General features: G+C 66.1%; 15 protein-coding genes. 3 read left to right on the plus strand and 12 right to left on the minus strand.

The window, feature by feature from the left end:
- Positions 1-180 precede the first annotated feature (180 nt).
- The 6 genes from BR07_RS27710 to BR07_RS0121680 form a co-directional block, all read right to left on the minus strand.
- Positions 181-597, minus strand: coding sequence for a thermonuclease family protein (locus BR07_RS27710; protein ID WP_231476477.1), 417 nt, complete (start codon positions 595-597; stop codon positions 181-183).
- A 131-nt stretch (positions 598-728) separates the two neighbouring features.
- Positions 729-1,727 (minus strand): hypothetical protein, encoded by a 999-nt coding sequence (locus BR07_RS27715; RefSeq protein WP_027507189.1) that lies wholly within the window; start codon positions 1,725-1,727, stop codon positions 729-731.
- On the minus strand, positions 1,724-2,098 hold the full coding sequence (locus tag BR07_RS27720; RefSeq protein ID WP_037187308.1) for a hypothetical protein: 375 nt from the start codon (positions 2,096-2,098) through the stop codon (positions 1,724-1,726). Before BR07_RS27720 ends, BR07_RS27715 begins: the two co-directional genes overlap by 4 nt.
- A 192-nt stretch (positions 2,099-2,290) precedes the next feature.
- The gene (locus BR07_RS0121665) at positions 2,291-2,566 is read right to left on the minus strand and encodes a hypothetical protein (RefSeq protein ID WP_027507190.1); all 276 of its coding nucleotides are present in this window, start codon (positions 2,564-2,566) and stop codon (positions 2,291-2,293) included.
- A 286-nt stretch (positions 2,567-2,852) separates the two neighbouring features.
- Complete coding sequence (locus BR07_RS27485; RefSeq protein WP_197027867.1) at positions 2,853-3,470, minus strand: hypothetical protein; 618 nt, start codon at positions 3,468-3,470, stop codon at positions 2,853-2,855.
- Between the two features lie 17 nt (positions 3,471-3,487).
- Complete coding sequence (locus tag BR07_RS0121680; RefSeq protein ID WP_155957160.1) at positions 3,488-3,856, minus strand: hypothetical protein; 369 nt, start codon at positions 3,854-3,856, stop codon at positions 3,488-3,490.
- 331 nt (positions 3,857-4,187) lie between these two features.
- Here BR07_RS0121680 and mobF point away from each other — a divergent pair, with 331 nt between their 5' ends.
- A complete protein-coding gene (gene mobF / locus BR07_RS26440; protein WP_051613694.1) occupies positions 4,188-9,041 on the plus strand; it encodes a MobF family relaxase in 4,854 nt (1,617 codons plus the stop codon).
- 109 nt (positions 9,042-9,150) lie between these two features.
- Positions 9,151-10,188, plus strand: coding sequence for a hypothetical protein (locus BR07_RS0121690; RefSeq protein WP_155957161.1), 1,038 nt, complete (start codon positions 9,151-9,153; stop codon positions 10,186-10,188).
- Positions 10,189-10,194: 6 nt separating this feature from the next.
- Here the strand turns inward: BR07_RS0121690 and BR07_RS25980 are convergent, their stop codons facing one another.
- The 4 genes from BR07_RS25980 to BR07_RS27190 form a co-directional block, all read right to left on the minus strand.
- Positions 10,195-10,683, minus strand: coding sequence for a DUF4913 domain-containing protein (locus BR07_RS25980; RefSeq protein WP_197027868.1), 489 nt, complete (start codon positions 10,681-10,683; stop codon positions 10,195-10,197).
- Positions 10,683-12,662 carry a type IV secretory system conjugative DNA transfer family protein gene (locus BR07_RS0121700; protein ID WP_037187311.1) on the minus strand — a complete coding sequence of 660 codons (1,980 nt, stop codon included), beginning with the start codon at positions 12,660-12,662 and terminating at the stop codon, positions 10,683-10,685. Before BR07_RS0121700 ends, BR07_RS25980 begins: the two co-directional genes overlap by 1 nt.
- Positions 12,662-13,543 carry a hypothetical protein gene (locus BR07_RS0121705; RefSeq protein ID WP_155957162.1) on the minus strand — a complete coding sequence of 294 codons (882 nt, stop codon included), beginning with the start codon at positions 13,541-13,543 and terminating at the stop codon, positions 12,662-12,664. Before BR07_RS0121705 ends, BR07_RS0121700 begins: the two co-directional genes overlap by 1 nt.
- A 689-nt stretch (positions 13,544-14,232) precedes the next feature.
- Positions 14,233-15,231, minus strand: coding sequence for a hypothetical protein (locus BR07_RS27190; RefSeq protein ID WP_155957163.1), 999 nt, complete (start codon positions 15,229-15,231; stop codon positions 14,233-14,235).
- 184 nt (positions 15,232-15,415) lie between these two features.
- On the opposite strand from BR07_RS27190, the gene BR07_RS27195 reads away from it, so the two are divergent.
- Positions 15,416-15,604, plus strand: coding sequence for a hypothetical protein (locus BR07_RS27195; RefSeq protein WP_155957164.1), 189 nt, complete (start codon positions 15,416-15,418; stop codon positions 15,602-15,604).
- A gap of 103 nt (positions 15,605-15,707) precedes the next feature.
- Here the strand turns inward: BR07_RS27195 and BR07_RS0121715 are convergent, their stop codons facing one another.
- A complete protein-coding gene (locus BR07_RS0121715) occupies positions 15,708-18,263 on the minus strand; it encodes a DEAD/DEAH box helicase (RefSeq protein WP_027507196.1) in 2,556 nt (851 codons plus the stop codon).
- Positions 18,263-20,371, minus strand: a complete 2,109-nt coding sequence (locus tag BR07_RS0121720) for a site-specific DNA-methyltransferase (protein WP_027507197.1) — start codon at positions 20,369-20,371, stop codon at positions 18,263-18,265. Before BR07_RS0121720 ends, BR07_RS0121715 begins: the two co-directional genes overlap by 1 nt.
- Between the last annotated feature and the right edge of the window lie 83 nt (positions 20,372-20,454).

The raw sequence follows: 20,454 nt of genomic DNA on the forward strand, positions 1-20,454 counted from the left end.
GAAGTTGGTGTTACTTCCGGTATCACGGGTCACGTTCAGCATTGAAACAGACACCCGGACTGCCCGGTCGGGTAGGTGGACGGCGCGCGCCCATGACGTTCGTCGCCCACTACCGAACATGCCCGGCCGCGTCACTCGTCGAGTGACGCGGCCGGGAGCGGAGTGCTGCGGCGGTGACGGTCAGGTGTCGCCGTTGCAGGGCGGACCCCACAGGCCGCGTCCGGTCACGCGCGCCTGGTATTCGCCGTTGGCGATTTGCGACGCCATGACCGGTGGGTGGGACTCGTCGAAGATGTACGCCCGCGCCATGCCGGCGTCGGCGGCGATGACGGAGTAGTCCGCCCCGTCGGCCAGGGTCAGGTACCGCAGCAGTCGCCCGTAGTCGTCGACATCGTCACCGGTGGGGTCCGCATTCATCGTGACCGTCTGACCATCGAGGTACATGTCGGCGTACGCGGTGGCCTCGGGTCCCCAACACTGCACCGCCGCTCCTGGCTCGACCGTTTCCGGTGTGTCGATGCCGATCAACCGCACCCGCACGGTGTCCCCGCTGGTGGTGGTGACGTCGACGGTGTCCCCGTCCACGATGTTCGTCACCGTCACCTCCTCACCTGTCGTCGCCGGTGGTCCCGAACCCGGCACGGCAACGGTGATCGGTGAGCACCCGGCAACCGCTGTGCAGACCGACAGCGCGCCGGCCACCACCCCGCCGACCCGGCGACGCCGCGTCACGACGCCACCTGTTCGCCGGTGCCGCCCTGGCCGCGTGCGCGGTCGCGGTAACCGCGGCGCGCGGCGTGTTCGGCGGCGATGAACGCCTCGACGTCGATACCGCCGTCCGACGTTCGGTGCGGAAACGTCTCCGGGATGTACCCGCACCCTGGCAGCGGTGTGAGGGCGAACGCGTGGTCGTAGATCGGTTCGAGATCCCCGTCGTCGAAGAACTCCGTTTCCTCCGTCGAGACCACCACCGGCACCGACTCCCGCAGGCCCATCCGCCGCGCCTTCTCCGTCGCCGCCGCGGTCCACGCGGCAACGTAGGCGTCGGTGTCCGCGGCATAGAGCCGGTCGACGGCGACCAGCTCCGCGCCCAGCTCGGTCACCACCGAGGACGGTAGGTCTGCCGGCCGCATCGCCGCCCGGATACTCGCCCGGTCCCGGTGCCACAGTTCCTGGATCCCGTAGTCGGAGAGCTGTTGGTCGCGGGTCTCGAGATAGAGCACCACCGGCGCCGTCCGCTTCGCCAACGGCAACTGCGGGTCGGTCCCGAACGCCGCCAGTGCGGCGACGTGCTGCGCCGACTCGGACTGCGGCGACGCCGCCAACAACGTGTCGGTACCGCCGACGTTCGCGGCCGCCGACGCGGCCGCGAGCTCCAACACCGCGGCGACGTCCACGCTGCGGGTCTGTGCGGTGCGGGTGAGGACGGAGGAGATCGCGTGCGCCGCCTGGTCGGGGTGGTCGAGATCGGCGAGCACCGACGAGGTGCTGCCGACGATGTTGCGGGTCGGCCGGGACGGTCCGTCGCCGGCGACGGTGACGGTGACGAGTTGGATCATCACGTCGTCGACCCCTCTGGTGGGGAGGGTGCGCATCTGGTGCGCGATGAACTCGTGTGCCCCGGCGTCGTCGACGAACACTCCGTGCGCGAGTGGTGTGCGGCCGGGTTCGCCGGCGGGGGTGCGCCGCCACACCGTTGCTTCGACAGCCGTGGTCGCCCCGGTCATGCCGTCGCCTGCTCGTCGACGGCCGCGCCGCCGCCCGGTGCGGTGTCCACCGGTGCTGACACCGGAGTTGCTGCCTTGCTGCGCCGGGGGGTGCTGCGGCGGCCGGACCGGCGTGGTGCGGCCGGGGTGGGGAGGCCGGCGGCCTTGAGCTCCGCGGCGGCCCATCCGGCGGCGAGCGCGTCGCGGTACGCCTTCTCGAACGCAGTGTCCGCGGTCGCGGCGGCGTCGCGGGCGTCGGCGACCGCGGAGTGCGCGGCTGCGGCATCGGTGGCGGCGTCGAACAGCGTCTCGACGAACCGGGTGCGGGTGTCGATCGCCTCGCGAGCGCGAGCGAGGACAGCGGACTTGTCGAGCGTGGTGATGGCAGACATGAGGGCCTTTCAAGATGGGAGCGTCGACCGGCATACGCAACCGAACGCACACGACTGGTCGGACTGTCGTGCGGTGGTGGCGGCCGGTGGTGATGGACGCTCGACCGTGACCCTCATCGACGGTCGAACACGGACGACTCTAAATCATGGCCCCGACATGTGCACGGCCGCGCCGCACACATGTCCGCCGGGTCAGTAGTAGCGGCGCGGGTAGACCCCACGGCTGCCGTTGCCAACCGATCCGCCGAGCAATGCAAGCGGGATCATGAACGCGAACACCACAGCGATGAGCGCGAACACCGCAGCGCCCGCGACAAGCGCGGCGATGACGGCACCGACGACGGCGATGGTGCCGAGCCAGATGATCGCACCGGCGACCCACGCAAGCGGGCCGGTGCGATGTTCGGCGACGTACTTGATGCCCAGGATGAGCAGTCCGCCGCCGACCAGGGCGAGTGGTGTGAGCATGGTGAGTCCTCCCGGTCGGGAAGTGCACCACCCGGGTGCGGCGCACGTGTCGTGACCTGCTGTCTACACCGGGGGTGCGACAGGGCCGGCATCTGTGTTCTCTGTTGTTCCTTACCGATCGGTGGGTAAGAGCTGATGCATGTACTCGGTGTTGATCCCTGCACTCGTCGCGTCACTGATCGTTCTCGTGGTCTGTGTGCCGACGTTGCTGGTGGTGGAGGCGGTGCGGATGATCGTCGCGCGGCGCGAGCGGTCGAGCACCTCACCGGCTGAATCCGACGCCCCTTCAGAACAGCCTCGGAGCGTCCTGACCCGCGGTGTCCGTCCCGCTCAGGGCGGCAGATAACCGGTTCGCGTTGTACCCGTGCGCGAGTGCGTCGCGGATGGCGAGTGCGCGACCGTAGCGGCCGCGCGGGTCCGCGTAGGCCGGTATCGGTCCGAGGTGCCGGCCGGTGGCGACGGCGTAGGCGAGGTTGCCCGCTTGCGTGCCGAGCTTGAGGTGCCCGTCTCCGACACGAACGCACAACGTCTCGTTGCACTCGTGTTCCCCGACGACGTCGGGGCCGAGATCACCGTGCACGAGGATCAACGCGAACCGATGCGCACCGATGGTGCGCTGAACACCGCCGTCGAGGAAGTTGATACGCCCGTACCCGTCCGGGTTCGACACCGCCCCGACGAAGAAGTGACACCCCGGAGTGCGCACCACTTTGGAACGGAACCGTTCGATCGTCGCCGCCGACGGGGGAGCGGCCAGCGGGGTGCCGCGGTGAGAGGTGCGCGCCGGCGGCGCGGCGACGCCGGCGAAGCCGGGCAGGAGAAGTTGCCCGTCGACAGGTGGCAGACCGGGCAGCGCGAGTTGACCGGGCACCGGGTCGTGCAACGCCGGATCGGGGGGAGACATTTGCACCCGCAGTGGTGCTAGACCGCCGACTCGGACGAGTCGGAAGCGTCGGCGGTGTGCGGAACAGAATCAGTGCTCGACGACACCGAGGTGCCGTCGTCGAGCGCCGGGTCCGGCGCGGTGAGCACGGCGAGCAGCGTGCGCGCTTCGCCGAGGGTGAGGCCGGCCAGCGCAGCGGCCGCAGTGAGCGTTCCCTCCCGCTGACGGATCGCGGCGAGGGCGCCGGCCTGGCGGCGGCGGGCAGCCTCGATTTCCTCCGCGGCGGTGAAGAACTCAGTGAGCGAGTCCATGTTCGCCTTGTCGCGTTCGGCGCGGGCAGCGAGGACTTTGCGTTGCGCGTCGCGTGCGCGGGTGCGCGCCGCGACGCGGGCCGAGGTGGACGCCATGCCGGCCACCCTAGCCGCAATCATCGCCTACCCGCCGATTCCTAACACAACCCCCACCCGTGTCGACGTTCCGCTCCGCTGTCGACCCCGAAACCACTGTTCCTCCTCCGTCGTCACACGACACCTCGTTCCTCGCCCACCACGAACTCCACACACCAGTTGCTCTTACAGAGCGCCTGCGGCACCATCGGACTGTGCACTCCCGGTCGTCCGACCCCCTCACGGGCGGTCTGACGCGCCCTAAACGGGCGGCTGAGCGGCCAGTTCGCACCCCGCCAGGACGGCCCGCAACGGCGCCGATCACGGGTGTCAGGGGCGGTGGTGTGCGGTGATGACGCTGCACCGCCTGCACGCGGGCGACGGATACACCTACCTCACCCGGCAGGTCGCGGCGTGCGATCACACCGTCACGCGCGGGGAGAACATCGCCGACTATTACACCGCCGAGGGCGCCCCTCCCGGACTGTGGGCCGGCCGCGGGGCGACCGCACTCGGTGTCGACGGTGTGGTGTCCGAGACGCAGATGAAGGCACTGTTCGGTGAAGGGCTGCACCCGGACGCGGAGGCGAACATCGCCCGCGCCGCAGCGATAGGGGAGAACGTCGACCGCACCGCCGCCGCGCAGCAGCTCGGTCGCCCGTTCCCCAGCTTCGAGAACAAGGTGCCCTACCTCGCCGCCGTCAAGGACGCGACGAGCGCCGCGGCGAAGGAGACCGGTAAGGCATTGTCGGCGGGGGAGCGCCAGCGTGTCCGCCTGGACGTCGCGCAGTCGTTCTTCCGCGACGCGCACGGACGCGACGGACTGCCGAAGGAACTCACCGAGTTCATCCGCGCCCAGGAGTCGAAGGTGCGTCACCCCGTCGCCGGATACGACCTGGTGTTCACCCCGCAGAAGTCGATCAGCGCCCTGTGGGGACTTGGCGACGCCGCCGCCAAGGAAGCAGTCGAGCGCGCCCACACCGAAGCAGTCAACGAGACGTTGGAGTGGATACAGGCCGAGGCCGGGTTCACCCGCCGCGGTAAGGGATCGACCGAGCAGGTCGAGACGGACGGGTTGGTCATCGCCCAGTTCGTGCACTACGACAACCGCACGGGGGACCCGAACCTGCACACGCACTGCGCGGTGTCGAACAAGGTCCGCACCACCGTCGACGGTAAGTGGCGCGCCCTCGATGCGCGTCCACTGCACCGCGCCGCGGTCGCCGCAGCCGCCCGCTACAACTCCCTCGTCGCGGACAAGACCGCCCGCTACGCCGGCGTGCAGTTCGAGGACCGCGCCCGCGCCGACGGCAAACGTCCGGTGCGCGAGATCGTCGGGTTCGACCCGGAACTGTTGTCGGAGTTCTCCCGCCGCGACGCGATCATGGACCGCGCCCGCGAGCTGACCGAGGAGTACCGCACCGAGCACGGACGTACCCCGTCGAAGGCGCAGCAGATCCGACTCGTGCAGCAGGCGACGCTCGACACCCGGTCGGGGAAAGCGCCGCCGGTGTCGCTGTCGGTGATGCGCGGTCAGTGGCGTGAACGCGCCGAGACCTTCCTCGCCGAGCGCGGCGCCAACGGCGGGGTGGACGCCCTCCTCGCATCGGTGCAATCGCCGACCGCCACGTTCGACGTCGTCACCGACATCGACGCAGACGAGTGGGCGCAGCGCGTCATCGACCGCGTGTCCACCGCCCGGTCGACGTGGACGGAGGCGAACGTGCGCACCGTCGTCGAGGACGAGCTTTCCCGCATCCGGTTCGCCGACCCGGCCCACGCCCGCCGCGCCGTCGAACAGGTCACCCACGCCGCCCTGCACCGCGACTCACTGCTCCTCGACATCACCCTCGACGACCTCCCGCCCGCGCTGACCCGGTCGTCGGGGGAGTCGGTGTTCACCGACCACGGCGCGTCCCGCTACTCCTCCGCAGCAGTCCTCGACGCCGAACAGCGCCTCATCGCCGCCGCCCACACCCAGACGGTGTTCACCGTCTCGGCGGAGGCATTCGACGGTGCCCGCGCACGCCGCGAAGCACTCGAGACCACCCGCACCGGCACACCGTTCGTCTTCAATGACGGACAGCTCGACATGGCACGCCGCCTCGCGACCGCAGAAACGCTGGTGTCGGTGGGCATCGGCCCGGCCGGCACCGGCAAGACCGCCTCGATGAAACTGCTCGTCGACTCCTGGCACGAACAAGGACGCACCGTCCTCGCGCTGGGACCGTCCGCCGCCGCTGCGACAGTGCTCGGCGAGGACGTCGGTGTGCCCGGACGCACCATCGCCTCCGTCCTGCACCGGCACGCCACCGGATCCGACACCGGCATCGACCGCGGCACTCTGATCCTCGTCGACGAAGCGGGCATGGCCTCGACCCGCGACCTCGACCAGCTCGTGGCCCTGGCCGCCGAGCGCGGCGCGGTGGTGCGCATGATCGGCGACTCCGCACAGCTGGGCGCCGTCGATGCGGGCGGCGCGCTCGGCATGCTCGCCCGAGAGACGAGCGCGCCGGAGCTCGTCGACGTGGTGCGCTTCCGCAACCCCGCGGAGGCGACCGCGTCACTCGGGTTGCGCACCGGCGACGACACGGTGATCGAGTTCTACCGCACACACGACCGGATGATCGGCGGCACCGACGACGAGCTGCTGGTGCGTCTGCTCGACGATCACCTCGCCGACACCCGCGCCGGCCTGTCGTCGGTGATGCTCGCCCCCACCAACGAGCAGGTCCGCCACCTCAACACCGCCGCCCAGGCGATCCACCACACCGAAGCCGGCACCGGCAACGGGATCTCCGCGGCGCTGTCGGACACCGCCCGCGCACACGTCGGCGACGTCGTGGTCACCAGGCGCAACCGCGCCGAACTGCGCGCCACCGACAACCACGGTCGCCGCTTCTCCGTGCAGAACGGTGACCTGTGGACCGTCACCGGCGTCGGTGAGGACGGCAGTATCGCTGTCACCGGCAACCGGCACGGCGCACACACGGTCCTGCCCGCCTGGTACGCCCGAGGGCACACCGAACTCGGCTATGCCCACACAATCCACCGAGCCCAGGGCCTCACCGTCGACATCGGCCGCGCACTGCTCTCCAACGCCGTGGACCGACAGACCGCGTACGTGGCGATGACCCGAGGCAAGACCGGTAACTACGCCTACCTCGTCACCGACCAGCTCCCCGACCCGGACCTCGACCACGCCCCCCAACCCGAGGCGACACCGACAACGGTGTTCGCCGGCATCCTTGCGCGCGACGGCGAGGAACGCGCCGCCGTGGAGCACCTGCGCGAGGGGTTGGCCCGCGCATCGGACCCGCGCAGGTTCCGCGACTACTACGACACCGCCGCCACCAAACTCGGCGACGCCCACGCACGCCACCTGCTCGACTCGGTACTCCCGGCCGCGATCCACACCACCGCCCGAGCGCAGCGCGGGTGGGACGCCGCCGTCGCCGGTGTCCGCGACGCCATCGCCCGCGGCGCCGACGTCGACTCCGTCATCGACATCCTCAGCGACCGTGGGTTGCACAGCGCCGGCAACATCCCCGTCGCGATCCTCGCCCGCCTCAAGAACGTGCAGGCGCCGGCGGTCGCGTCGACGGTGCCCGTGCTGCCCCCGCAGCACCACGGCGCGGACACGGAATTACGCACCTTCGCCACCGCGATGGTCGCGGCGATCATCGACCCGCACGGCCCCGACGCGGTGTGGGCGACGGACCTCGACTACACCCACCCGCAGCAGAAGGCGTACCGGAACGCGGTGCGGGCGCTGATCGACATCGACACCGACACTGCCCTGCAACGTGCGCTTCCCGCTCGCGTCGCCGACACCCTCACCGACCGCGAGTGGACCGAGTTGGCCCGACGTGTCGTCGACACCGCGCTCGGCGCCGACACCGCCGCTCTCGATCTGCACCTGACCCGGTTCGACAACCCAGAACGCACCGCGATCCGAGCAGTCGTCACGGCCGCCGCGGAAACCGTCACCGACCTCGACCCGGATCTCACCGCCTACACCGACGAACTGCGCTCCTACCTCCACATGAGCGACCGTTCGACCGAACCGGCGGGCGCACTCACCACGGACGAACCAGCGACCACACACGACCAAGCACCGGCGTCCGACCGGGCACCGCGGCGCACACTGGACGAACGCCCCGACGCGGTGCGCACTCCCGCGCACGCGAGCACGGACGCCGCCGCGGCCGCCGAGCAGATGCGGCGAGCACCTATCCGAGCACTGACCGACGACCAGCTCGACGCCGCCGCCGCGCAGGCCCGCACCCGTCTGGCCGCACTCGATCGCGACATCCGCCTCGCGGGCGTCGCCAGGGCAGCAGCACTGGGCGGACAGTCCGTGGCAGCAGTCCGCGCCGAGCACGCACAGACCACCGCTGCGGCGAAGTCCGTACAGGTCGCTGTCGACGCGCGAGCACGTGCCGAGCGGGCACAGGCCCGTCTCGCCGCAGCGAAAGAGAACGAACGCGCCGCCCGCGAACCCCAGGTAGGCCGTTTCGGTCGACGCACCGTCGACCAGGACCGTGTCACCGCTGCCGCAGCGGACACCGCACTGTGGTCCGAACGCGTTCGAACCACGAGAGCGGACGCTGAGGCCGCATTGGCCGCCGCACCGCCGCGTCAGATGTGGGACCGGATCGTGGCAGACGCCCAGCGTGCCGACGAGAATCTCGACGCCAGGCTGACCGCGGCGCGATCGGCCGATCAGCGTGCCGCGACCACTGCCGCCGGCACCATCACCACAGCCGGATCCGAACGTGACCGCCTGCGCTCCCGAGCCACGGCCGTCACCGCGGAACAGCACCGGCGCACCGCCCTGACCACCGACGAAGCCACAGTCGAGAACACACTCCGCCCGCCGCAACGACCGACCGCAGCCGAGACCACCCGTGCCAAGGACGCCGCGGTAGATCGGATACCGACCGCGGAACTCAGGCGACGTCTGCGGGTCGCCGCCGTCGCCCGTGCGCCCGCGGGTGCTGCGGCTGCCGCACGCAGCGAGCGCACCCGCCAGACGTATCGGGATGAACTCGACCGCCGCGCCGCACTGTCACCGGCGGACCGAGCCGCCGAAGAGCGTGTCCGGAACGCGGCCACCCGCAAGCAGGACACCGAACAACACCTCAGAAGCCGGGCCGTCGGCCGCGATGCCGACCAGGGTCGTGACGTCGGACCGGGACTGTGAGGCAGCTCGATCCGGTAGTGCCGTGGTCTGCGGGAAGTGGTGACTCGGGCGGACCCGAGTGGTCTTGGTGGACCGGTGCGGTGTCGGGTTGCGTGTCTACTGTGGCGGCGTGACGCAGCATCCGTGGGTTCACGAGGACTTCCGCCGCATGATCGCGGACATGGGCAAGATCTCGGCGTTGAGCGGGATCGACAAGCTCGTATCGATTCCCCCGATCGTGCCACCGCTGGACCTGCAACACAGTCCGGCCGCGGTCATGGCGCGGGAGATGACGGCCTGGCAGCAACGGTTCCACGCGCAACTGGTGCAACCGCCGATCGCCATCGCTGACCGTTTCATGCTGCCCACGGCGCTGACGACTGCCTGGAAGCCGCCCGTGGCGGTGACGACCGCGTGGAAACCCCCTCTGGCGGTGACGGCAGCCTGGAAGCCGTCGCTTCCTCAGTTGATGGTTCCACGCGTGCACGTGCCGGACATCCGTGTGCCCGGCCTCGACAAGATCCTCGGGGTTTTGGCACGCCGATTCCCAGCGAACTGGCCCAAGGAGCGACCCGATCTCGACTTGGTCTGCCAGATCGTCGAGGACGAGGGGATTCCGTTGGTATACGTGCCGAGGGCGAACGTCGTGGTCGAGCTGGTTGACGCCGCGGACCGTGACGAGCGGGTCGCCATCCTGCTCGACCGCACTCGGGCAATCCTCGACGACTGCGACGAGGCCCTGCACGACACTCTCGGTGACGAAGTAGAAGGTCAGCGCGGTCTGCTCCAGAACGCCGTGACCGCGCTACGTGATGGTCACGGGGATGCTGCACAGGCTCTCGCAGTCAACGTGTGCGACACCCTCATCGGTGAGCACATCGACGAGCGGCACGGCAAGGCCAAGAACTGGTGCGGGCTCGGCGACCTCGGCCACGCACTTTGGACCGACCAGTTACGGATAGAGCTGGGTGTGGCACCGGTAGTGAATCTGCTGACCGAATGGAATCCGAAGAGCGGCAAGCCGCGCCCGATGGCCCTGTCCCGGCACGTGACCATCCATCGCGCTCACCGTGATCACTACACGCCGGCCAACGCCATCATCGCTGTCATGGTCGCAACGGGATTGATGCTGGCGTTGGCCGAGATGCATACCAAAGCGGCGGCCTGACTGCTCCTATGCGTCGTCGAGGTCGAACCCGTCCGGCACCGGAACAGTGCGCAGCGGTGGATGACCGGTCCAGGACCCGTCGGGGTCGGTGTGGCTCATCGGCCCACCTCGGCCGTCGAGCAACACCTTCAGGTGCCCGTCGAGGTCGGTGAGCCACCACCGTGACAACGCGGACGCGTCCTCCGCGCTCGCGACCAGGGCTCCTTCGTAGGCATCCCACAGAGCCCGGAGTCGCTCGCGGACCTCCCTGTGACGCCACCACCGTGGATCCCACGTCGCTCCGTCCCCCGGGCGGTCGGACAGGTGACGGTTCACCACCTGGGCGAAAAACCCGTCGACGAAAGCTTCCAGGTCCGGGTAACGACGTTCGGGCCCGTCCTCAGGGGATTCCGCCGCGTCGTCCCACTGCTCGGTGATGTCGAGGGCACGGTCCGGATCGACCCCGTCTGTGTCGGGATCGGCCCTGTCCGGATCTGACCACCGGTGATCGTCCATCACCATCCTCCCTGTTCGTCGGTGTCATCGTCGTCCTTGTCGAACGACATCCCGGCGAGATCCGCATCGACCTCGAGGTCGTCCTGCGTGGGGTGCAGATCGTCGTCGTCGAGTCCGGTGAGCAGCGCGGCTCTGAGTTTCTCCGATCCGGCGTAGCGGCCGATGGACTCCTCGATGAGAGCTTTGTCGTCGGTCTCCCACCACGGCAGCTTCTTGATCAGAACCGGAGGATTGCCGGGCATCGTCACCAATGCGCGTGAGCTGGGCATGGCGGCGAGCGTGTGCACCGGGAGGATGGGGCGCTCCTGCCAACTCTGCGAGGTGCTGACCCCGGATCGTCCGCGACTGTGGCTGGTGGTCTGCACCTCGTGGGTGCCGACCACATCGGATAGGCCCTGGACGTAGGCGCGGTCCTTCGTTCCACCGCCGTAGAAGTGCACGGCGTTGGACATCATGCCGTCGAACTCCTCTCGGCCCCATGACTTCTGGCCCTGTTGCGGGTTCTGCAAGATGGCGATGGGGATGATGCCGTGTGATCCGAAGTAGGAGTACTGGTCGGGCAGGTCTTCGAGCAGAACGGTGTTCGCCACCTCGTCCAGAACTGCCACCAGTGGCACCTCGAGTCGCCCTTCCGGTGCTCGGTGGGAAGGACGCCACCAGGACTGTGGCCACCACCCGGGCATCTGCGCCGGGTAGCTCCGTGAGGGGTTGCGCACGGCGATCGTGATGCCGGCATCGAAGATCTGACCGAGCAGCGCAGTGACCAGGGGCGTCGCCGGTCCGGCTCCCTTGTTGGAGTGTGTGTACAGGGTGTCGGTGCTGGTCACGAACTTGTGCGGGTCGAACTCGGGCCGATCGTGGTGGACAGCGCCGCGGAGTCGACGGATCTCCGCAGCTCCGGTCTCCGGGTTCGTCCTGGCTTCGATCACGGTGCGACGCGGAGGTGTGACGACGTCCGCGTAGTCCTTGTCCACCAGGACGTTCAAGCACTTGCGGGCCATGTCGTAGAGGCCGTCTCGCTGACGAGGGTTGATCCTCAACGCCGTACGGATCGCGTTCGCCGCCTCCGGATGACCGGTCGCGTCGAGGATCTGCGCCGGTGTGGAGTCCTGATCGCGGCCGAGCCAGTGCACCGCATGCAACATGTCGCCGCCGCCGGCGGCCGCGGCGAGCAGGTACAGCGCCAGCAGGTCGGCGGAACCGCCGTCGAAGTAGTTGCTCGTCGTCGCCCCCTTGGTGGATGACCCGGAGACGAAGAACGACGCCACCCTGCGCGCGTCACCCATCTCACGCACCCGCTTGAGGGGGTTCCACCAGAACGTGACCACACGTGTTCCGCAGATGCGTTGCAGATCGAGCATGTGCACCTGCCCATGGCGTTCCCGACCCAACCGGGTCGCGGCGTGCAGATCCGGTTTCGTCGAGTTGACGATCGCCGGACCGGGCGCCGCGAGCACCGCCCGGATCGCCAGCGCCACGGTCTTGCCCATCCGCATGCCGGCGATGGCCACCATGACCATCTCCCACGTCAGATACACCGGTACGTTCCCGCGAACGGTGTAGCCGATGAGGAACCCCCACGAGCGAGAATCCTTCTTGTCGAACTGTGGCACCAACTTCTGCGACGCCGATCGGGAAACGCCGGACAGCTTGCCCGGGTGCACCATCGTCTTCGCCGCTGCGTCCACGGAAGTGCGTCCCCGCGCCCACCGCCACACCGCAGCTACCGTCAGAACGAGAACCGCCGACCCCGCAAACGCGGCGAGGACGGTGGACTGCCACGGCCACGGTCGTCGACCACGAACAGCATCGAAAGCTCCGATGAGCGGGTTGGGGGAGGTGTCGATGCCGGTCAGCGCCGCGCCGAACCACCACGCCCCCAGGGTGATCAACGCGCCGACCACCGCGAGGGTGAGGACGATCAGTGCGATGGTCTCACCGATCGACGAGCCGGCCGAACTCGTGGTGCGGGCGGTCATCACTGCCCCCCGAACGCCGCGCCGACGGCGCAGAACGCCCACATGATCCATCCGAACAGCAGCATCGCCGCCGTCTGTGTGGCGTAGGACCAGGCCATTCGTGCGTTCAACCGGCCATGCACAAAGCGATTGCAGCCCACCACCACCACCGTTGTCACCGCAGCAAGAACGACGAGGAGGACCACCCCGATCCTGCCGGCGACCAGCACGCCGTCGACCGCGGCGACGCGATCGGTCGGCACGTCACCGACCCACCAACCGCCGAAGTCGACTCCCATTGCCGCCGCCACCGACACGAGCACCAACACGCACGCCGCGGTCACAGTCCAGTTCAAACGCTGAAGGACGGGGATCTTCGCGGCGGGGCCGTGGTCGGTCTTGCCGCTCCTGGCCTCGCTTGGATGAGCGAGGACCGCACCGTCGTCACCGTTAGTGTCGGGATCGGCGGGCACCCACGCCTGGGCGAGCCGGTCCGGCTCCCGGATCAGGTCACCGATCTGCACAGCGCCGTTGGCGTAGGCCGCCTCGACACCGACGGTGTAGGACACCACCAGGGCGAAACCGCCCTCGCGCATGATCCGTTCGACGAACGCGGGTGGGGGGTCCGTGAGTCGGTACTGCGCGGCGACACCGTCCGCGACGACGATCGTGCCGTCGTCGTCGATGCGCCAGGACACCTCGTCGGACGGTACGGGCAGCACCTGTTCGTCGCCGGCGGTGAACCCACGCTCGTGGTACCCGTCGAGCAACGACCGTGCATCGTCGGCGATCAGCCACCCGTCGATCGACGGGTTCACCAACAGCGCCGACACGTTCCGCACCTCGCCGCCGGACGTCACCGGAACCCGCATCGGCGCGATGCGATACGTCGTCGGCGTCACCACATGTATCGACGCTTCCGGATCGGCCGGCCCGCAGGTGGCATGGCGGACATCGACATGGGTCGACCCCGGAAACGGGGTGACACCGAACCGCACAGGCCTCTCTCCGAGTGCGGTACCGCAGATTGCACAATCACCGAGTGGCTGCACGGCTTCGCGCACCTGATCGGCGAGACCGGGCGGGAGAGAGCGGTCCAGGACAGCATCGTCGACGAACGACATACGCCCGGTCACGACTGTGCTCCGCCCATGGCCGACACGACAACGGGCAAATACGAACCGACCGAGGACGGCAGGGGGAACGAGCAAAACTTCATGGGAGCGAGGGCCTTTCGGGAGCGTCGAATCAGCACACACGCGCATCGTGCGACACATACAGGTGCCGACACCGCGTACGCACTGGTGATGGACGCTCGACCGTGACCCTCATCGACGGTCGAACACCCAAAACGATAGCGCACCTACGCGCACCGCGCGTGGATCAACTGTCGGAGCTTGGAACGCCGATAAGGGGTTGTCAGGTGACCTGTCACCAGTTGACGCACCGCTGTGCCCCATCGGATCGGCCGCGATAGCCGAGTCGGTGGCAGGGCGAATCGGCCGAGCCGGGCGGCACCTACCAACGGAGGGTGTAGGTCACCTTCCGCCGTCCCGCTGCATTCTGCGAAAGCAACCCCGCAGACTTCGCCTTATTTGTCTTCCTCGCTCTTGTCGTTCCATGGCCCAAACCAGGCGGATGACCCGTCGCGGAAGTGGGCCTCATAAGCGATCTTCTCTGTGAGGTCCAAATTATTCTCGTCGGAGATGGAAATTCCCAACAATAGTGGAGTCGCTACATACTGCACTCGAGGTAATTTCGGACCATGTGGTGGGTCCTCTTTATTTGCACGCCGTTTTATGACACACAGCCCGACCATCTGAGTGGCACCAGCGGAAAATTCGGAGTAGGCGGTATCGGTTGTGACATACCGCGGGTCGTACGGCATAACAATACGAACTCCACTTTTCTTTATGTAAATCACTGGATCTTTGGTCAAATCATTGGTGAGAGGCCGGTTCTCGTGTGGCGCTGGTCCGTTCAAGGTATGCACACGCCTGTTGAAAACGAGCAAATCACCTGGTTTCAACGTTCGAAGATTCAGGTCTTGGGTGAATCGCCGTGTCGGTAATTCGATCTGTGCCATGTGGACTGTAATTTCTTGCATCACCTGTAAGAACGACAACATTTCGCGTTCTGCGGGGTGCGGTATCGGCGGTAATGTGAGGGCGATTCCGTGGCTGAATAACAACTGCGAAAGTCGAGGGATGTTCGCGTAATGCAACATGTACAGGGCCGGAACTCGACTAGGTTGGGGAGTTTCTTCAATGGCATCTGAGATCTCAGGCGCTGGTTCGCGGACCTTCGTGCGGGCCGACTTTTCATTGTTGGCTTGGCGGTAAAGATGCACGAGCGATGCCGGGATATCGCCGCTTTGCGTAATTGCCGCAACGAGTAATTTGAACTTCTCCACGCTGGACGGAACAGACTTTCCCCTAAACCAGTCACTCAATGACGACGAGGGAAGTGAATTGCGGCCATTCGTGCGCTCTCTGGCCCTTCTGTTCAGAGTGCTAGCTGGGGGATCACCATGTTCGGCCCGTAGTTCACACAGGGCTTGCGCGAAGTGGGCCACCGGGTCGTCCTTCATGCAAGGTCCTCTCGTTCTCCACGTCGCTGGGGGACTGTCCGGCACCGGATTTCCGGCGGCCGGATTTCCGGTGCACCGCTCTGACCGCCCTCTATGTCGCCACAGTGGCCCAACGCTATCGCCGGATGGACTCCGGTCTGTGAGAACTGAGTCGTACCGCTCATCGCCGACCGAAGGAATTCACATGTCATCTTCTGTACTGAGTGCAATTGACGTAGTCGGCAGCATGCCTGTGCTGCTGGCGTTCGTGATCGGTCGCCAGCTCCTGATCGCTGCATCCGTAGGAATCGCATTGGGTTCGAAAGACGATGCGCGCCGTTCGGTCGCGATCCGGGTGCTACACGCCCTGCTGATGCGTCGGCCTCAAGCCTGAGCCTCCGCCGACGTGCATAGCACCACGGCTGCGCGGATACTTGTTGGTGTCTCGGCCTCGTGGTGCCCACGGCACTACGAGCCTGACGAGGGTGAATGTGGCATCAGTACGCCACCGATGCCTGCCGGTAAGCGTGTTCGGCATCAGGAGCCTGTAGGACCGCAGCCTTCACATCAGCCTGATGGAAATCGAGGACCCGTAGTTGGCCGTCGATCCGGGAAATGGACTCGATGCGGTGGAAGCGCTCGCCGTGTACCTCAGCGAATCGGGCCATCCCTCGGAGTTTGGGGAGTGCGTCCGGTAACCATGCGCCGTGTGGGTCGACGATGTTTGCCTTGACCCCGCTGGCGGTGTCGATGAAGAAGAGGAAATCCGGCCGCAACGTACGCCAGTCACCGTGCCTGTCCTGGTAGGAGATGCTCATGGAGTCACGTCCCGCCGTGGGATTGCGGTACCACGCCAGGAGGTCTCCGTTCGCGAACTCGGAGTCGAGGACCTTGATCTCCTCGGGGTTGAGTTTGCCGATCGGGAACAACCCAGTGTCATCTGCGAGGAGATGAAGAGGACGCACCTCGAAGTTCTGCACCAGGTCGCCGACCATGTGTTTGGTCTCTTCGTGTCTGTTCTTCGGCAGAATCATCGAGGTGAGCTGGGGGTCCGTGCTCATCGCCGTGATCTCGGCGTAGAGGCTCTGGCGCGCCTCCCTCAACGCCTTGACGGCGACCCGGTGCTGGGTCAACCATTCCGCGGACAGTGCATCGGCAGCACTGTCGAGCGCAGACCTGGTTTGCGGCAGCTTCGCCAGGCTCGCAACTTGTACGTGTGAGTCCCGTAGTACGTCCTCGTCGTCGGAGTCGTCGGCCAGGTGATCCACGTACGTGCGCGCGAGGTCCGGTGTGATGATACGAGCGCCGTGCCGGTAAGCCTCCTGAATGGCGCGGTCATCGGCTTCCTCAGTCCAGGACCCGTCGCTCCGCATGCCGCGGTGTCCATGGACGGTCCCACCCTTCACCGTGAGCACGTCGGCCTTCGCGGCAGCCAGTTCCCTCCGATACTGGGCGCCAAGGCCGTCTAGCACCCCGTGCAACCGGTCATGGGCGATGTGGCCGGCATCGGGGACCAGCTTGTCTGTCGATAGCGCTTGAGCAAGAGAGGTCAGTCGCTTGATCGGATTCGAATGCTTACGTGGCAGTGTCTCGGTCGGAAGGTCACCGAATAACTCCCACACCTCGGCCGGCACCGAAAGGTTCGCCGACATGAGTTGCGGGTCGATCAAGACCCTCGGCCCGACGTCACCATCTCCGTCGAGCACGTCGCTGCCCATGATCTTCTCGAGCACCAGACTGGCAGTTGCCTTGTTGAAGCGAGGGAGGATGCACTCGACGCTGTTGAGGAGGTCATCTCCCTCCACGCGGCGCGCGAGCGGCGTCCGAATCATCCGTCCCAGCAGCTGCGTGATGTGCGTCTCGTCTTTCGCCGGGCGGAAAGACACCATGACTTCCGCGCGGGGACAATCCCACCCGGTGCTGATGGCATCCTTCGCGAGAAGAACACGGACATGGTCGGCGTCCTGCACTCGCTCAGGCGAGATGTAGGCGACGCTGTAGCGCCCGAACGTCTGGGCGGTGTGCTCACCGAAGACATGGGCGAAGGACTCGCCGACGAGTTCCGGCCATTCGTCTCGGATGACGTCGATCGCCGACGCGACCTCAGACGGGGATGGCTTGTTGGGCACCTGTAGAACAAGCAGCGGTTTCACTTCAGCGTCATCGCGCTGCGCCAGGGCATAGCTCGACCACGCCGCCGACATAGCCTTCACCTTCCGCACACCACGCCGCAGGAGCACGGTGTCGAAGTCTCCGGTCTCCGAGGGGAAATCGAGGACGATGTCGTCCTTCAAAAGACCCGAGTCCTGGATCCGTACAGGATCTACGACAACTGTTCCAAGGTGAACTCGGTTGTCGTGCACGTCCGCAGCGTGCATGGCCTCTTCGAAACGCTTTACGGTGGCGGAGATCCCCCACACGATCGGCATCGGTGGCACACCACTCTGACCGTTGATGAGACGCTTCACGATTGTGGGCGTATCGGAGGTCGCGCGGCGCCCCATCCCGCGGTGAGCTTCGTCCAACACCATGTAAAGCGTGATGTTCGGGTCGTTGATGGTATTCCGCAGTGTGTCCCAGATCGTGTACGGGACAAGGTCCGGATGTGAATCCAGGCCGGGCAGGGTGTCGATGCCCTCCTGCCCCCGCACGAGCAAGCTGTTCCGAGAAAGCTTCGAGGTGTTGAGGAAGTAGACCTTGCCGGGTTGGAGCCGTGCGTATCGGAACGGATGTTCGACCGTCACCAAGCGAGTGCGTAGTCGGTCTGACGCCTGCTCGAGACGGTAACGAGTTTGCTGATTGAGCGACGGGTCATCGCTGAACCACAGCACCGCAGCTGTCGGATCGGGAACGACCTCGAAATCATCGCTACCCCAGAACAGTGCTTCGATAACGGCAGCGGCCATGACTGTCTTCCCGGCGCCGGTGGTAGCGGTCAGCGCGACGGAGGACACGCGTTTGCTCGCGCTTCGGTAGAAGTCATGTGCCGACGCGAGCTCGCGCAGGGTGTCCCCGACAGCATCGGCTTGATAGTCCTTCAGAGTGAAGCGCATCAGAAGTCCCCGGTGCTCTCGCAGTTGCGGAGGTAATCCTCGTAGAGTCGTACCGTCTCCAGGCCGGGGAGGTCGTTGGCAATCTGCTGGTAGCGACCGTCGTCGTCGGTGACTATGTAGGCGAGACGGACACGCTCGGCGGATCGGACCGCATCGATGAAGTCACTCGACTGGTCGAGGTCCCGGATGATTGCGTAGGTGTCTGCCACATCCCAGCCGTCGGCCAGCGCGTCGATCCGGCGACCTTCTGCTCCAGCGCGCAGCCACAACATCGGTGCGATGGCGGCGAACGCTCGATCCGTACTCACCCGCCAGGGGGACTCGTACGTCAGCGTGAAGAACGCTGCGTTCTCCTCGAATCCGTCGGACATGGGGAATATGTCGGTGAATCTGTAATCACCCTGGATTGGTATGAAATCGGGGGTGGCGCCAGTAATTGCTGCTCGAATGCGCGGCTTGGTTATGAAATCGCAGATGCCCCATTGTTCCCAATCCGGATCGCCGGGTCGTAAGGCCTTTGCGCGCAATCCACGCTGCTCGTCCACCGACACCTCGTTGTTGGTGACGAGAATCGCTCGTCGGTGGCCGCCGTCTTGCTTATTCAGTCGCATCAAGGCGTGAGCGGTCGTTCCTGACCCGGCGAAATAGTCCAGGACAGTCGCGTCACGCTTGTTGCCGACGGCGACTCTGAGTGCGTCCTCTACGGCATACAAGCTCTTCGGGAACGGGAAGCTACGTTGAGGAAGCATGCTCCGCAGCATCCGAGAACCGTGTTCTCCAGCTGAGTGTTGAGGCCGGTTCCATACCGTCTTAACGGTCCTTCGGACTTGAGTCGGGTCGGATTCGAGCTCGACGTAGCCTCGCGCGTTTGTACCCACCACGTTGATCTCACCGGAGGCGATTCGTGCTATCTGAGCTTTGCCCAGGTAGAGAATGGACCATCGCCCCGTGCGTCGGTCTTTCTCTCCGAGGCGCGCGTAGCCGGCCTCCAGTAGCTCCCGCAAATACTCGGGTGAAGTGCGCCAGTTCGCCTGCTCGCCGTTGCTGCGCTCCGGCCACAGTGTGAGGAGGCCCGGCCTATCAGGGGTGTCCTGCGGATCGGCAGTGACAGGGATGGGTTCGCCAACCTCCGCGATTGCTTGTCCGGCTTCGTCGATGAAGATTGGGTAGAACAGATTCGGCCGGTCGATGCGACGAGAATTGGAGCCCCCACGCATCAGCCACTCCCACCGAACCGTGGATCGCTGACGCGTTCCTTGATCTAGCAGCGAATCCAGCGAAGCGGCAGGTGCAGCATCCCCGAGAAAGCAGAAGTAGATGTACTCCTCCACGCGTGCTAGCTCGGCTGAACGGGCCACGCCGTTCGGGTTTATCACTACGCTTACCATCTGTACTCGTGCATGCGGGAATGTTTGCTCCAGTAGCAGGCCGAGCCGCAGATATTCCTTTTCGTCTATGGTTACGATCAGTACAGAACTGTTCGGGTTGAGTAGCCGCTTAGCTACTTGGAGCCGTCGCTCCATGAATGCTAGCCACTTAGAATGGCGGTAGAGGTCGTCGCCCTCCACATAGTCATTGTTGTATTTCCAGTCGCGTGCGCCTGTGTTGTAAGGCGGATCGATGTATATAGCGTCAATGGCATTCTCGTGCGTGAAGGACAACTGTTCCAACACATGAAAATTTTCTCCGCTGATGACCGTGTGGAACGGTTTGTCGTGGCCTCGTTCTACCGATCCGTCTGCGCGTAGACCTGGGTAGATCCTTTCGCGAAACTCCGCGACGAGGATGAGGTCCTCCAGGAGAACGGTGACCGTTTCATCGCGTGAAGACTCCATGAGCGAGACGACGGCGGAGTCTCCGGTGAGGCTGTCCACGCGCCACAGGCGCTGGTCTCCTCGCTCGACCGCACCCCTCGGTGGGAGGATCCGCACCTTGCTGCCACGTCGGACCTTGTGGCCCGGTAGCTCGACGGCTTCAGGGGCGTGCCGTTCGAAGTTGAGTCCAAACGGTAGTCGGGATTGGAGTGGCTGGACCTCGATCTCGAGGTCTGACCCAAGCTGAGGATCTATCTGCTTCACGGCGCGCAGCAGATCCGTCAGTCTCGACATCCTCTTCCTCACGCTCTACATAGATGGTCCTGAACAGGGCATTATTGTGCGGCGCCCCAGTCGCTTCTTCAGGACTCTAACCG

The organism is Rhodococcus sp. UNC23MFCrub1.1 (genome assembly GCF_000686025.1).
GTDB lineage: Bacteria > Actinomycetota > Actinomycetes > Mycobacteriales > Mycobacteriaceae > Rhodococcoides.

Excerpts from the sequence above, each read along its gene's own strand:
- BR07_RS27485 (WP_197027867.1), bottom strand. The coding sequence starts at position 3,470 with ATGTCTCCCCCCGATCCGGCGTTGCACGACCCGGTGCCCGGTCAACTC.
- BR07_RS0121700 (WP_037187311.1), bottom strand. The coding sequence starts at position 12,662 with ATGACCGCCCGCACCACGAGTTCGGCCGGCTCGTCGATCGGTGAGACC.
- BR07_RS0121680 (WP_155957160.1), bottom strand. The coding sequence starts at position 3,856 with ATGGCGTCCACCTCGGCCCGCGTCGCGGCGCGCACCCGCGCACGCGAC.
- BR07_RS25980 (WP_197027868.1), bottom strand. The coding sequence starts at position 10,683 with ATGGACGATCACCGGTGGTCAGATCCGGACAGGGCCGATCCCGACACA.
- mobF (WP_051613694.1), top strand. The coding sequence starts at position 4,188 with ATGACGCTGCACCGCCTGCACGCGGGCGACGGATACACCTACCTCACC.
- BR07_RS27195 (WP_155957164.1), top strand. The coding sequence starts at position 15,416 with ATGTCATCTTCTGTACTGAGTGCAATTGACGTAGTCGGCAGCATGCCT.
- BR07_RS0121720 (WP_027507197.1), bottom strand. The coding sequence starts at position 20,371 with ATGTCGAGACTGACGGATCTGCTGCGCGCCGTGAAGCAGATAGATCCT.
- BR07_RS0121715 (WP_027507196.1), bottom strand. The coding sequence starts at position 18,263 with ATGCGCTTCACTCTGAAGGACTATCAAGCCGATGCTGTCGGGGACACC.
- BR07_RS27190 (WP_155957163.1), bottom strand. The coding sequence starts at position 15,231 with ATGAAGGACGACCCGGTGGCCCACTTCGCGCAAGCCCTGTGTGAACTA.
- BR07_RS0121665 (WP_027507190.1), bottom strand. The coding sequence starts at position 2,566 with ATGCTCACACCACTCGCCCTGGTCGGCGGCGGACTGCTCATCCTGGGC.
- BR07_RS27715 (WP_027507189.1), bottom strand. The coding sequence starts at position 1,727 with ATGACCGGGGCGACCACGGCTGTCGAAGCAACGGTGTGGCGGCGCACC.
- BR07_RS27720 (WP_037187308.1), bottom strand. The coding sequence starts at position 2,098 with ATGTCTGCCATCACCACGCTCGACAAGTCCGCTGTCCTCGCTCGCGCT.